The sequence below is a fragment of the Streptomyces sp. NPDC039609 genome, assembly GCF_055596705.1.
Genome location: NZ_JBVIUJ010000009.1, coordinates 314485 through 327717, shown reverse-complemented (window position 1 = coordinate 327717; position 13233 = coordinate 314485). Strand labels below are relative to the sequence as shown.

The 13233-nt window shown below is 71.1% G+C and carries 11 protein-coding genes and 3 pseudogenes; 8 read left to right on the top strand and 6 right to left on the bottom strand.

Annotated elements, in window-relative coordinates; all coding sequences use genetic code 11:
• Positions 1-33: 33 nt before the first annotated feature.
• The 3 genes and pseudogenes from ACZ561_RS27470 to ACZ561_RS27460 all read right to left on the bottom strand — a co-directional run bounded on the left by ACZ561_RS27470 (position 34) and on the right by ACZ561_RS27460 (position 2775).
• Complete coding sequence (locus tag ACZ561_RS27470; RefSeq protein WP_470999757.1) at positions 34-1059, bottom strand: hypothetical protein; 1026 nt, start codon at positions 1057-1059, stop codon at positions 34-36.
• A gap of 115 nt (positions 1060-1174) precedes the next feature.
• A pseudogene (locus ACZ561_RS27465) lies at positions 1175-1904 on the bottom strand (transposase family protein).
• Between the two features lie 58 nt (positions 1905-1962).
• On the bottom strand, positions 1963-2775 hold the full coding sequence (locus ACZ561_RS27460) for a hypothetical protein (protein ID WP_470999755.1): 813 nt from the start codon (positions 2773-2775) through the stop codon (positions 1963-1965).
• A 20-nt stretch (positions 2776-2795) separates the two neighbouring features.
• Here ACZ561_RS27460 and ACZ561_RS27455 point away from each other — a divergent pair.
• The 3 genes and pseudogenes from ACZ561_RS27455 to ACZ561_RS27445 all read left to right on the top strand — a co-directional run.
• Positions 2796-3101, top strand: a pseudogene (locus ACZ561_RS27455) (RHS repeat-associated core domain-containing protein); the annotation flags it as partial.
• A 561-nt stretch (positions 3102-3662) separates the two neighbouring features.
• Complete coding sequence (locus tag ACZ561_RS27450) at positions 3663-4250, top strand: DNA/RNA non-specific endonuclease (protein ID WP_470999825.1); 588 nt, start codon at positions 3663-3665, stop codon at positions 4248-4250.
• A 15-nt stretch (positions 4251-4265) separates the two neighbouring features.
• Positions 4266-4760: a hypothetical protein gene (locus ACZ561_RS27445; protein ID WP_470999753.1), complete on the top strand. Its 495-nt coding sequence runs from the start codon at positions 4266-4268 to the stop codon at positions 4758-4760.
• Positions 4761-4916: 156 nt separating this feature from the next.
• Here ACZ561_RS27445 and ACZ561_RS27440 read toward each other — a convergent pair.
• The 3 genes and pseudogenes from ACZ561_RS27440 to ACZ561_RS27430 form a co-directional block, all read right to left on the bottom strand.
• Positions 4917-5787 (bottom strand): annotated as a pseudogene (locus ACZ561_RS27440) (IS5 family transposase).
• A gap of 421 nt (positions 5788-6208) precedes the next feature.
• A complete protein-coding gene (locus tag ACZ561_RS27435; RefSeq protein WP_470999751.1) occupies positions 6209-6487 on the bottom strand; it encodes a hypothetical protein in 279 nt (92 codons plus the stop codon).
• Between the two features lie 38 nt (positions 6488-6525).
• A complete protein-coding gene (locus tag ACZ561_RS27430) occupies positions 6526-6855 on the bottom strand; it encodes a hypothetical protein (protein WP_470999749.1) in 330 nt (109 codons plus the stop codon).
• A 139-nt stretch (positions 6856-6994) separates the two neighbouring features.
• Here ACZ561_RS27430 and ACZ561_RS27425 point away from each other — a divergent pair, with 139 nt between their 5' ends.
• The 5 genes from ACZ561_RS27425 to ACZ561_RS27405 all read left to right on the top strand — a co-directional run bounded on the left by ACZ561_RS27425 (position 6995) and on the right by ACZ561_RS27405 (position 13228).
• Positions 6995-7243 (top strand): GntR family transcriptional regulator, encoded by a 249-nt coding sequence (locus ACZ561_RS27425; protein ID WP_470999747.1) that lies wholly within the window; start codon positions 6995-6997, stop codon positions 7241-7243.
• 168 nt (positions 7244-7411) lie between these two features.
• Positions 7412-8824 (top strand): 4-hydroxyphenylacetate 3-hydroxylase family protein, encoded by a 1413-nt coding sequence (locus tag ACZ561_RS27420; RefSeq protein WP_470999745.1) that lies wholly within the window; start codon positions 7412-7414, stop codon positions 8822-8824.
• 235 nt (positions 8825-9059) lie between these two features.
• The gene (locus tag ACZ561_RS27415; protein ID WP_470999743.1) at positions 9060-10481 is read left to right on the top strand and encodes an MFS transporter; all 1422 of its coding nucleotides are present in this window, start codon (positions 9060-9062) and stop codon (positions 10479-10481) included.
• Positions 10482-10574: 93 nt separating this feature from the next.
• Entirely contained in the window at positions 10575-11873 is a 1299-nt protein-coding gene (locus ACZ561_RS27410) for a monodechloroaminopyrrolnitrin synthase PrnB family protein (RefSeq protein WP_470999741.1), read from the top strand.
• A gap of 11 nt (positions 11874-11884) precedes the next feature.
• Entirely contained in the window at positions 11885-13228 is a 1344-nt protein-coding gene (locus ACZ561_RS27405; RefSeq protein WP_470999739.1) for an FAD-dependent monooxygenase, read from the top strand.
• Positions 13229-13233: the final 5 nt, after the last annotated feature.

Sequence of the window (13233 nt, the reverse complement as noted above, 5' to 3'; positions counted from 1 at the left end):
CGCCATGCGGTCGAGTGCGGGATCAACCGTCTCTTAGCGCCCGAGCAGACGGTTCCAGAGGCCGGGCTTCTTCTCCTCCGCGGGGCGGGCGGGCCGGACTTCGAGCGACCAGTCGCCGTCCCCTTGCACGACCGCCAGGACCAGGGGCCCCTCGGGGAGCACCCGTGCGTCCTTCGGGCGCCGGCCCGTCTCGCTCGCCAGCGTGTCCGGGTACGGGGCGGGCGCGCCGGGGCGACGCGGCTTGTGGCCCTCGATGCGCAGCCACCCGACCCCCTCCGCCGAGCGCATTCGGGAGACCAGCTCGCCCGCGGGCCCGGTGTGGAGCAGGACGTCGGAGCCCCGCCCGGCGGCCCCCTCGCCGAGCGCGCGCACGATGCTGAGTGGCCGGATCACGACCACCCACTCGTCCCGGCTGTCGCACTGGACGCGGAAGCGCAGGGGGTACAGGTTGTCGCACCACATCACCCTCCGGTCGAACCGGTGGGGCGGGAAGCTTCTGCCGAGGTGGACGGCCTCCTTGCCGTTCCAGTCGAGGGAGTCCATCCAGAAGATGCCCGAGCCCGTCCGGGCGACGTCGACCAGGACGTAACCGGGCGGAGGCGTCTCCTCCATGGCGAACTTGGCGTCGCCCCTGCCGACGTACACGATGTCCTCGAACTCCCCGCCGAGGATCCCGGCGGCCGCGGCCGTCCCGGCGGACGGGGCGGGTGAGGGACCGATCAGCCCCGCCCACCGTCCGTCGTCCGCGAGGTCGATCCTGCGCGGGGGCCGCGCGCGGTCCTTCCCCCGCGCGCCGGACCCGGAACCGGCCGACGCGCCGTCCGAGGCGGAGCCCGTACCCCTGCCCGAACCCCGATGCGTACCCGCATTCGTGCCCGAACCCGAATCGGGTCCCGCACCGGCGTCCGGCCCCGCGCCCGGACTCGACCCCGAACCCGCGTCCGGCTCCGAGCCCGACGACTTGCCGACGGCTCCGTGCGGGATCTCCAACGGGACCGGTCCGGTCTGCCCTGACTGTCCGGGGGCCGGCAGGTCCTCCCCCTTGCTGATCTGCGTCACGGCGTCATGCTGGCACGCGCCGCCCGGCCTGCCCAGGGCTTTCGACACACGCCCTAAAGCATGTTGCGGAAGGTTGCGTCCGGGCAGGTCAGGGCCGATTGCAGGGCCTGCCTGGTCATGCGGCGAGGGCGAGGTTGTGCATGTGGGCGACGGCCTGGACCGCGTGATGGAGACCGTTACCGCGCTGGCGGCAGTCGCGGAGGATCTTGTAGTGCTTCATCCGGGCGAAGGCGTGCTCGACCCTGGCCCGGACCTTCCGGTGCTCGGCGTTGTCCTCCTCCTCGCCCGGCAGCAGCGCCCTTCCCGGGCGTTTGCGGTGCGGGACGACGAGGCCGGTGTTGATGTAGGCGCCGTCGCCCAGCACGGTCACGCCTTCGCAGTGCTGGGCCAGGCCGGAGTCCCGCCAAGCCTTCGCATCGGCGGTGTTGCCGGGAACCGGCCGGGCCGCCGCGACCACCAGCTTGGTGTCGGCGTCGATGATGACCTGCACATTCGCCGAGAACCGGTAGTTGCGTGAGGACGCACCGACCTTCCGGTCGCGGACCGGGATGAGGGCGCCGTCGACGATCCACAGCCGCTCGACCGCGTCGGCCGGCCGTCTGGCTCGATGGCCAGCAGCGGCCGCAGTCGCTGGATCACCCGGCAGACGGTCGCCGGCGAGACGCCGAACAGCGGCGCGAGCTGCCGCATGGTGAGGTTCGTACGGTGGTAGACGGCCACCAGCAGGAGCCGGTCCGCCAGCGGAAGACACCACGGCCGACCTTCAACAGCCGTTCGAACTGCTTCATCCGCAGCCCGGTGAACGTCGTCACCCGCGACGGCTCTGCCCTCAACACCCCATACATACAAGGGAAATGCCCTGATCGCCGCCTTCTGCAACACGCTTTACGAGCTCGTGCATGGTTAGCCGTCGAGGAGGAAGTCCACCGCCATCACGGCGTGGAGGACGATCATGGCGCTGCAGCAGAAGACCAGGACGGCGCCCGCGTAGGTGTTCACCAGGTGCGTGAACGGCGATGCCGGCACCAGCACGTCCGCCGGGTTCTCCGGGGGGTGGGCCACGGTGATCGTGGGGCCGGCCTCGCCGTGCAGGAAGCCGCGGTACGTCCCGGTCGCGTCCGGGTAGATGTACGCCCCGCGGGACATCGTGGCCTGGGTGGCGGTCACCATGACGCCGTGCCGGTACAGCCAGCGTTCCCGCCGCGCACGGATCACCCCGTACAGGCCAGGCCACAGGCCCAGCCAGGCGAAGCCGCCGATCGGGACCGTGAGGAGCACCAGGTCCCACCTGCCCAGCGACCCGGCCACCACGCAGAGGACGACGAGTGCCAGCAGGTGCCACAGCGTGCCCCGCAGGATCCGGCGGTGGAACCTCGCTCGCCAGGTGGGGGCGAGCGAGCGGACCACGGCGAACGGGGCCCCGTCGACGTCGTCGCTGTCCGTCCGGTTCGCCAGGATCGCGTTGACCCCGTCGGCGAAGGCGGTGGCCGCTGCCTCGTCCACGTCGTCGATGCGGTGGACGTGCGGCGTCGCCCCGGCCTTCGCCCGCAGTTCGATCAGGACCGAGCGGCCCTCGGCGCGTATCCGGCCCAGCCCGTCGGGGGTGAAGGTGACTTGCTCGCGCGGGAGGTCGAGGACCAGTCCGATGTCCTCGGCGGACAGGACGGCCCCGCCCCGGCCTCGGAGCACCGGGAGGGAGGAAATCGAGGTCGACATGAGCATGATCGTAGAGCGGGGTGCGGTTCCCCGACAGCCACACGGACCTGATCGGCAGTCTTAGCGCAGACGGCACGTCACTGGCCGGCTCCCGGGCCTACGACCCCTTCGGTCAGGTAACCGCCACCGAGGGAAGCAACCCAGCGATCGGTTATCAGTCAGGCTGGACGGACGCCACCACCGGCGAGGTCAACATGGCCGCACGGTGGTATCAGCCGAGCAGCGGTGGGTTCACCTCCCGCGACACGTGGACGTTGGATCCGACGCCATCAGGGCAGGCCAACCGATACGGATACGTCGAAGGGCAGCCCCTCAACGCCATCGATCCCACGGGGCATAACAGGGTGTGCACGTGCGGAGGGTTCCGGCTCCGCATATCCGATGCATCTCCTCGTAGCCGCGACTTCTCTCCCCGCGTGACCCCCAACAAGCCCACGACCAAGACGCCCACTCGCAACCGGCAGAGGAGCCCCGGGACGAAGCCCAGGTCGAGGGACTTCGACTCGTGCAGCAGCAAGCGCTGTGGGAACCAACCTCACTCGAGGCCTCAGCAGAAGGCTCAGCCGAAGATTCCGAAGACGAGGACCACAAGCACAACCCCTCGAGGCTGCTCGGCGCGCGGAACCTGCCGTGGGACTAGCACGAAGCCACCAACGACCGGCCGCGGACAGAACCCATCCGGCAGTCGCGGGAAGACGCAGAATTCGGGCACGACTCGCCCCGCTCAAAAGATTGAGCCGAAGAACCCGAACACCGGGAAGCACCCGAGGCCGGCACCCTCGCGGCCGGCACCGAAGCCTCAGATCAATACAGCCCGCATACAACAGCAGTCACAGCAGAATGCGCGCCAGGTCAGCGAAGCCATCGACCGCGCTGTCGTGGAGGCAATGCAGCCGCTCACGCCTGACGAAGTCGTACCGCTCGCCGGCTACGCGCCTGTCCCGGGGAGCGACGACGACGGCGGCGGCGCCCGTACGGGAACCGACGACAAGCCGTGTGACACCGGGTTCGGCTGGGACACGAACAAGCAGGGTGTGGCCAACAAGATCTACCTGCCGCGGAAGCGTCAGGCCGGCGCGTGCGTCGCCACCGGCGCGTACGCCGACCTGACCAAGGACGACTACGTGCCGCCGCCGCGGCCGGGTCTCGGGTTCCCTCTCCCGGGACTGACGGGGCTCCCGCTCAAGAACCGCTCGCGCGGTCACCTCATCGGCTTCGCCATGGGTGGCTCGAACACGGATACGCGCAACTTCGTCTCCATGTACCAGACTGCCAACCAGGCCATGTGGGACCACGCCGAGGACAAGGTCGTGAATTCGATCAAGAAGGGTGGGCATCAGTTCGTTCAGGTCATTCCTGTATACGACGACCCTTCCTCGGTGATGCCGACCAAGGTGCAGTTTTTCTCCACGGGAACGGTCGATGTGCGATGCGAGTTCGACAACACGGCCGCGGCCACGTACAGATGCTGGTAACGGAAAGGAATGCGGATGTCTTCGTCTTCTGACGATCTGTCCCGGATCCTGGGGCGCTCTCCCTGGCCCGAGCGCACCCTGGCGGGCGTCGAGCAGGCGTGGGGAGTCGACCTGCCCGCGGAAGTTCACCGCGTGCTGTCGTCCTACGGGGACGTGATGGTCGACGGCTTCCTCTACCTCTTCGGCCCGCTCTCCCTGGAGGAGAAGGGAGAGTGGATGAGTGGCTACGTGAAGCGCGGTGAATCGCGGCTGATCGTCGATCCCGTCCTGCCGGAAGCGGCGGGGATGCTCCATTGGGGCCACACGATCGACGGCGACCGACTCTTCCTCGTGCCCCACGGCCCGGGGGAGCCTTGGACGGTCTCCGCGTTCCGACGCAACTGGGGTGACTGGCACGAGACGAGCCTTCCCCTTGAGGAATGGCTCGTGGGCACCCTCCGCGGGGACATCGAGACGGACTGGATGCCGGAATGGCCCGAGGTCCACGAACTGGAGGCGGACGACGACTGACGTCGCTTCCGGCCGGCGGGATGACGTCGAATACCTCCCAGGTGTAAACGCTTCGCCCCGCCGAATCTTCGATCGGTGGGGCGAAGCGCTGTGCGGGCGCGCCCGCGCCGTCATGAAACGCGCCTGTCCCTAAGAGGTCGTTTTTCGTCCGATGTTTCATCCCGGGATGGGTTGTTTGGCAGCCTTCTTCGGGGCGCGCCAGGAGATCGTGTTCTCGCCGGTGAGGCGGCGGGCCATGAGGTCGGTCATGGCGAGGTGGACCACCGCTTCGGACCGGGTCGGCAGGGTTTCGTAGTCGCGGGCCAGGCGCCCGGTGGAGCATGAGCCAGCCGTAGGTCCGCTCGACCGCCCACCGCTTCGGGATCGGGGTGAACCCCTTGGTCCCGGGCTTGCGGCCGGTGATCTCCATGTCGATGCCGAGGGCGGCGGCGTGCTCGACGAGGTGCTGGCGGTAGCCGCCGTCGACCCAGACCTTGCGGATGCCGGGGTGCTCGGCGGCGACCCGGTCGAGCAGCGCGGCGCCGGCGACGGAGTCCTGCACGCTCGCCGCGGTGACCAGCACCACGAGCAGGAGTCCGAGCGTGTCGGTGACGATGCTCCGCTTCCGGCCGACGATCTTCTTCCCGGCGTCGACGCCCTGGCCGGCGGCGGGGACGCTGGTGGACGTCTTGACGCTCTGAGCGTCGATCACGCAGGCCGACGGCTCGCCGTCCCGTCCCTCCTTCTCCCGTAAGAGCTGCCGGAGAAGGCCGTTGAGCTGGGCGAACACGCCCTCATCGGCCCATTTGGCGAAGTAGCCGTAGACCGTGTTCCAGTGGGGGAAGTCGTGCGGGAGGTAGCGCCACTGGACCCCGGTCCGGTCGACGTACAAGATCGCGTCCATGATGTCGCGCAGGCCGTGCTCGGGCGGCCGGCCGAAGTCCAGGGCCCGGCCACGGCGCTCGAAGCGCCAGGCCGAGAGCACCGGCTCGATCAACTCCCAGCGCGCATCGGACAGATCGCTCGGATACGGACGTCGCTTCGTCATGCTTCCGGCGTACCGCCGCAGGCCGAGTGCGCCCAGGCGCGCGGTCGGGACGCCTGGGAGCTCTATGGCTGCGGAATGGTGGAGTTCCTCGTGCGCGTCTTTCGGGCTCAGCATCCAAGACATCCGCTGTCCGGCGCATCCATGTGGGGCGTCTCGACCCCGCGATTCCTGACAGAGGTCGAGGAGAGGCGAATCGAGGAATCCGGTCGAGATCCGTGGGCTTGAGGGCGCTGGGGAGGTCTCATGGCCTGGCCGACTCATTCGGCTTTGACGCCGACGCACCGCCATCGTTATGCAGGCGCTGGCCGAAGGGTTCCCGCAGCCGCTGGCAGTGAACAGCCGTTCCAGCGACTGCCGGGAATTGTCCCCAGCGCGGGCCGCTAGCTGGGGGCTGCACTCTAGAGACGGCGACTGTCGGTGATCACTGCTCGTCGCCTTCCCGTCCGCGCCAGCCAGTTGCGAGCAGGTCGAGCGCGTCCGGCAGGGGTGGGAAGTGTGGTGCGCAGGTGGGGCAGGCGTAGACGTTGAAGCCCGGGCCGGAGGCCTGGTGGACCTCGGAGACGGTGATCGGGGTCGTGGTGACCTGGGCGCAGCGGACGCACATGCGGACCGGCTTGCGGGGGCTGGGTGGTGGGGTGGTGGCTGCGCACCGGTGGCAGACCTGGTGCCGGCCGTTGGCGGCCGTCGTGACCGTGGTCAATGGGCCTTTGGTCGTACCGCACACCTCGCATGCGTCCATCAGGCCACCCCCAGCCCGTGCATGTCCCGTGTGTCCAGGTCGATGCCGAAATCCGCCGCCAGTACCAGGGCGAGCCGTCGCTGGAGCTGGCGCGCCCGCCGTTCGTGCGCGAGGAGGTACGGCCGGACCATGGCCGTTTCGTCGGCGTCCAGCGGCTCGTCCAGCCCGTACGGGGAGCGCGGGGCGGAAAGTCGCGCCGGCTCCGGGGGCTGGATCGCGGGGCGGAACGCGGGGCGGAACGCGACGGTGCGTGTCTGGTGCCGGTCGCTGGGGCTCGGTGCGAGCAGCAGCCTCACCCATAGGGCGAGGGCGCGGATAAGGTCTGACATGTCGACGCTCCTTCGAAGCGTTGGCCATGCCCCCGGACCCGTCGGAAGGTCGCGGGGGTCTCGTCTGGGACGAGCATACCGAAGTATACCGAGGTGTACTGAAGATGCGAAGAATACCGAGGCGTACTCAGATGGCCTCATGTCCATTGATCGAACTCGCGCGATGTGGCCGCAGATCGCGGCCGTCATCGTTGAGCGCATCCGCAACGGCACCTATCCCCCCGGCGGCAAGATCCCGAGCGTGGTCCAGCTGGCCAACGAGTTCGGGGTGGTGAACTCCACGGCGCAGCGGGCCATGGAAGCCGTACGGAAGCAAGGGCTCACGCGATCCGAGGCCGGCATGGGGACCTACGTGCTGAGGCCTGAGGAGCAGCCTCCCGTCGGGTAGCGCGCCTCCCAAGTGCGCGAACCCCCCCCGTGAACCCGAGTTGGCTGGACGGTTCTTAAGGAGCGCTGGACGGACGTTCATTGCCTCCCGCCGTCCCCGCGATGAAGGCTCGGGGCGGTGCCCGCCCTGCGGGTGCTGTCGTGGTTCGCGAGGAGAGGCGATGCTGACGTGACGAGGTCCGGGCACGAGTATCTGGAGGCGCTGCGCGACGGGCGCGAGGTCTGGCTCGACGGTGAGCGGGTCAAGGACGTCACCACGCATCCCGCCTTCCGGGCCACCGCCGCCTCCTTCGCCCGGCTCTTCGACCTCGCCCATGACTCGCCGCAGGCGCCCGCCCTCGTTCAGGGCGGGGTGCATCGCGCGTACGCCGTGCCTCGGTCGTACGAGGATCTGGTCGCGCGCCGCCGGGCGTACAAGGTGTGGGCCGAGGCGAGTTACGGGTTCCTCGGGCGGACCCCCGACTACATGGCCTCCGGCGCCGCCGGGTTCGCCGCCGTGCCCGAGGTGTTCGACACCGAGTGTTTCGGCGGGGCCGAGAACGCGCTCGCGTACCACCGGCGGCTCGCCGAAGACGGACTGCACTGCGCGTTCACGCTCACGAACCCGGCCGGCGAGAGCGTGCGGGTCGTCGAGGACCGGGCCGACGGGATCGTCGTACGCGGCGCCAAGACCATCGGCACCGGCGCGGTCTTCGCCGACGAGATCCTCGTCGGGACGATCGAGCCGCTCGCCGCCGGGGACTTGGACCGGGCGCTGACGTTCTCCTTACGCGTGGACACGCCCGGGCTCAAGCTCATCTCGCGGGTCTCGTACGAAGGGCAGGCCCGGTCCGTCTTCGACCAGCCGCTCTCCTCCCGCTACGACGAGAACGACGCGCTGCTCGTCTGCGACGACGTCTTCGTGCCGTGGGAGCGCGTGCTGACCTATCGCGATCCCGCCGCCACCGCCGCGATGTGGTGGGACACCCCCGCCTATCTGAACCTCGTGCACCAGTCCGCCACCCGCTTCTGGACCAAGCTGGAGTTCCTCACCGGACTCGCGATTCTGATCGCCCGGTCGAACGGCACCGACACGCTGCCGGCCGTCACCCAGGCGATCGGGCGGCTCCTCGGGATGGTCGCGCAGGCCAAGGCCTTCGTGCTCGCCGCCGAGGCGTCGTACGAGGAAGTGGACGGCGGGCGGGGCGGCGTGCGGCCCGGGCGGGACATCTCCTTCGCCCAGCGCATCATGGCCGGCGAGCTGTACCCCCGGGCCGTCCAGGACATCAAGCTGCTCGCGGGCGGTGCGCTCGTCCAGACCCCGGCGAGCGGCCGCGACCTGCTCCACCCCGAGCTGGGCGGACTCGTACAGCAGTACTTCCGTACCCCCGGGCATCCCGCCGAGGACCGCGTCAAGCTTCTCAAGCTCGCCTGGGACGCGCTCGGTTCGGAGTTCGCCGGGCGGCATGAGCAGTACGAGCGCTTCTACCACGGCGCCCCGCACGTCTATCTGACCATGCAGACCTGGGCGGGCGCCGCCGACCACTGCGAGGGCCTGGCTCAGTCATGTCTGGACGGGTACGACCTGGGGACGACGCGATGAGGGGACCTTGGACGGCCGGTGGGAGGGAGGTGCCGGCCTTGGCCGGTGCTGCCGCCGACATCGCCGCGGCGGCCTGCGGCCGGACAGCGGCGGCCCGGTGCCCGGCAGCGGCGGCCCGAGGCCCGGCAGCGGCGGCCCGAGGCCCGGCAGCGGCGTGCTCGCGCCGCGTGGCCGGATCGCGGCCCGTGGCCCGGTCCGCCGCCCGGCGCCCCGCCCGAGCGTCGGGGGACGCCGAGTGACCGCCGCCCCCGCGCCGCGCGGCGCTCTCGCGCTGCTCGCCGCCACGCAGCTGCTGCTCATTCTCGACACCGCCGTCGTCAACGTCGCCCTGCCCTCCATCGGCGCCGACCTCGGTGCCGGAGCCGCCGGGCTGTCCTGGGTGGCGAACGCGTATCTGATCACCTTCGGGGGGCTGTTGCTGATCGGAGGGCGGGTCGCGGACCTGCTCGGGCATCGGCGGGTGTTCCTCGCCGGGCTCGGGCTGCTCGCGGTCGCCTCCGCCGTCGGTGCCCTCGCGCCCGGTCCGGGTGCCCTGATCGCCACCCGTGCCGCCCAGGGCGTCGGTGCCGCGCTCGCCGCGGCCGCCGCGTTCGCGCTGCTGCTCGTCCTCTTCCCCGACGGGCCCGTCCGGCACAAGGCGCTCGGCGTGTTCGCCGCGATGGGCGGCCTCGGCGGGGTCCTCGGGACCGTACTCGGCGGAGTCCTCGCCGATCTCCTCGGATGGCGGTCCACCCTGTGGCTCAACGTCCTCGCCGCCGTGCTCCTGGGCGCCCTCGCCCTCCGTCTGCTCGAAGGAGCCCGCGGCACCAAGGGCGGCAGCCGCTTCGACCTCGCCGGGGCCCTCACCGGCACCGGCGGCCTCGGGCTCGTCGCCTACGCGCTCGTCGGCGCCGCCGAGACCGGGTGGCTGTCCCCGACGACCGTGACCGCCGGCGCCGGCGGGCTCGTTCTCCTCGCCGCATTCGCCGTCGTCGAGACGCGCACGCCGGAGCCGCTCGTCCCGCCGGCCGTCCTGCGAAGGCCCGCCCTCCGGCGCGCCAACATCCTCAGCGGCCTCGCCCAGATGACGTTGTTCCCGATGTTCTTCCTGGTCAGCGTCCATCTGCAGAGCGTCCTCGGGTACACACCCCTCGGCGGCGGTCTCGGCCTGCTGCCCCTCTCCCTCGTGGTCGTCGCCGTTGCCCCGCAGACCGGCCGGCTCATCTTCCGGCTCGGACTGACCCGGACCATGACCCTCGGCTTCGCGCTGCTGTGTGCCGGCACGATCTGGCTGGCCCTCGGGCTCACCCCCGACGGCGGCTTCCTCACCACGGTCCTCGCCCCGAGCCTCGTCCTGGGCGTCGCCCTGCCGCTCGTCATGGTCACCACGAACGTGGCCGCCACGGCCGAGGCCGCTCCCGAAGAGACCGGACTCGCTTCCGGGTTGGTCAACACGAGCCAGCAGTTCGGCTCGGTCCTCGGCCTCGCCGTCCTCGTGGCCGTCGCCACCACCCGTACCGAATCAGCCACCGCGGCCGCCCAGACCGACGGCTTCCGGGCCGCTCTGCTCGTCGGAGGGGCTTTCGCCGCCGTCGCCACGTTGATCTCCGTACGCTTGCGCCTGCCCATGCCCACCCCGGCGCCGCCACGCCGCGGGCGAGTGGCCGAACCACGGTGACCACGTAGACCCCGGCGAGTGAGCCGAAGGGGAGCGCGGCCGTTCGACGCGCGCCCCCGAGGCGAACGCGCCCCGACCGGAAAGGGCATTCCGTTGGCCCTGTACGACCTTGTCGCGCCCCGACTCGAAGAACGCGGCGACCCTCGCTACTGCTTAGCCGACATATGCGCCGCCGACCCGCTCGGCGCCGACGCCGTCCTCGCCGCGTTGCCCGCGATGAACGCCGACGCCGACGCACCCGCGCTCACGGTCGCCCTGCGCACCCTCGTCCCCGACCCCGACCTGGCCGCCGAGTGGAGCGTGATCGACGCGCTCGCCGCGATGCGCGACCTCGGCATCCTGCTCGGCTCGCTCAAACGGCACGGCGTCCAGCCCGTGGCCGCAGTCCCGGAAGTCCTCCCGGTCCTCGAACTCCTGGGCCGTCGCACCGATATGGTGCCCCGCGACACCGTGCACCACTACACGACCTGGAACCCGTCCGGGCCCCGCCGGCGGATGTACACCGGCCACCCCATGGAGGCCCATCTCCAGGAAGCCGTCCGGATGGTGTTCCCGGGGCTCGTCGCCGCCCTCGACACCTGCTCCCGGCTCGCCCGGCTCGAACCGTACGACCCCGGCTTCGCCTGCGCCCTCGACCGCATCGGCCGGCACCTCCGGTCGACGGTCGACTCCATCGACCACACGGTCACCCACGTCAGCCCGGAGTTCTTCGCGCTCACCCTGCGCCCCTACTTCGAGGAGGTCGACATCGCGGGACGCGACTACCTCGGCCCCGCCGCGGCCCAGATCCCGCTCTGGCTGGTCGATCTGACGCTCTGGCAGTGCGACCGCTCGAATCCGGTCTACGACGCGTTCCTCGCCGGCTCCATCCAGTACAGCCTGCCGTCCTGGCGGGACTTCCACGCCCGGCACGCGGGCGGTGTCTCCGCCGTCAGCAAGCTCTCCGCGGCCATCAGCTGGGAGAACGTCGAGCGGCTTCCCCCGCAACTGGCCGCCTCGGCGCAAGCCCTCGGCCGGGTGCTCCGCATCCTCAAGACCTTCCGCGCCCGCCACCTGGGCGTCGCCCGCAAGGCGTACGCGGACGAACTGCGGCTCTACGACGAGGGGAGCGGCGGCGCCCCGATCACCCTGCTGCGTTCGATCCTCGACCTGACCCGGGACAACGAGACGATGGCGCGGCACGCGACCGGAGCCCGCTCGGAGTGCGCGACGGCTCTCAGTCGCTCGGACCGCGCCGCGGCTCTCAGTCGATCCGACCGTTCGGACCGTTCGGACCGTTCGGACCGTTCGGACCGTTCGGACCGTTCGGACCGCTCCGGCCGTTCGGACCGTTCGGACGGAGACCGTTCCGGTCGCGCGAGCGGCCCACGTTCCGGCGGATCGTCGTGTTGAGGGAGGGCTCGATGACCCACGGCACCCCGTACGAGCCCTTCCTCCCGGACGGTGGTCGCGATCTGCCCGGCGGCGGGCTGCTGCACATCGTCGTCGCCGGAGGCGGTATCGCCGGACTCACCACCGCCCTCGGCCTGCACGCCGCCGGATTCGACCGCGTCACCGTCGTCGAGTCCGCCAGGGAGAACCGTTCCGTCGGCGCCGGCCTCAACCTCCTGCCGCCAGCCGTCCGTGAGCTCGACGCGCTCGGGCTGCTCCCGCGCCTGGAAGCCGGTGCCCTGCGCACCCGCGAACTGCGTTACTACCACCGCTCCGGAGGCCTGATCTCCCGTGAGCCGCGCGGGCTCGGCGCCGGGTACCGCTGGCCGCAGCTCTCGATCCACCGCGCCCATCTCCAGCAGGTCCTCGCCGACGCCGTACGGGAACGGCTCGGCGCGGCCGCCCTGGTCACCGGGGTCCGGGTCACCCGGGTGGAGCCGCTGCCCGACGGCCGGCCCCGTGTCCAGCTGGAGCACCGCGACGGCGCCCGGCGCGGCCGGGCCTCCCTGGAACCCGATGTGCTCGTCGGCGCGGACGGCATCCGCTCCGCCGTCCGGGCGGCGCTCAACCCCGGTGAGGGCAGCCCGCCCTGGAACGGGCAGCTCGTGTGGCGCGGCGTCTCGCGGTTGCCGGCCCGCGCCGTCGGCTCGTTCATGTTCATCGCGGGCGACGACCGGCAGAAGGCCGTGGTCTACCCGATGCGCCGGGCGGGCGGCGACGTCCTCGTGAACTGGGCGCTCGCCCGGCCCGCCGGCGCCGCGGTCGAGGAGTATCGGGGGGACTGGAACCGTCCCGTCCCTGTAGAAACGTTCCTGCACCATTACGAGGGGTGGGAGTTCGACGGCGTCAGCGTGCCCGAGGTGCTGAGGGCCGCCGACACCGCCCACGAGTACCCCATGGTCGACCGCGAGCCCCTCGACCGGTGGAGCCACGGCCGTACCACCCTGATCGGCGACGCGGCCCACGCGATGTACCCGATCGGGTCCAACGGAGCCACCCAGTCCGTCGTCGACGCCCGGGCCCTCGCCCACGCCCTCGCACTCCACCGTGACCCGGCGGAGGCCCTCGCCGCCTACGAGCGCGACCGCAGACCCGCCACCACCGCACTCCAGCTCGCCAACCGGCGGCTCGGCCCCGAGGTCGTCATCGATCTGGCGCACCAGCGTGCCCCGCACGGGTTCACCGACATCCACGAGGTGATCCCCGCCGCCGAGCTGGCCGCGATCGCCGCGCGCTACGCGGCCACCGGCGCCTGTGAACCGACCGCCGTCAACCAGGGGTCGCCCTACACCGTGCCACTGGGCGCGCTGCCCTGACCTCG

Bases quoted from the DNA above. Each gene is read 5' to 3' on its own strand.
- ACZ561_RS27460 (WP_470999755.1), bottom strand. From the start codon at position 2,775: ATGTCGACCTCGATTTCCTCCCTCCCGGTGCTCCGAGGCCGGGGCGGG.
- ACZ561_RS27450 (WP_470999825.1), top strand. From the start codon at position 3,663: ATGCAGCCGCTCACGCCTGACGAAGTCGTACCGCTCGCCGGCTACGCG.
- ACZ561_RS27445 (WP_470999753.1), top strand. From the start codon at position 4,266: ATGTCTTCGTCTTCTGACGATCTGTCCCGGATCCTGGGGCGCTCTCCC.
- ACZ561_RS27430 (WP_470999749.1), bottom strand. From the start codon at position 6,855: ATGTCAGACCTTATCCGCGCCCTCGCCCTATGGGTGAGGCTGCTGCTC.
- ACZ561_RS27425 (WP_470999747.1), top strand. From the start codon at position 6,995: ATGTCCATTGATCGAACTCGCGCGATGTGGCCGCAGATCGCGGCCGTC.
- ACZ561_RS27405 (WP_470999739.1), top strand. From the start codon at position 11,885: ATGACCCACGGCACCCCGTACGAGCCCTTCCTCCCGGACGGTGGTCGC.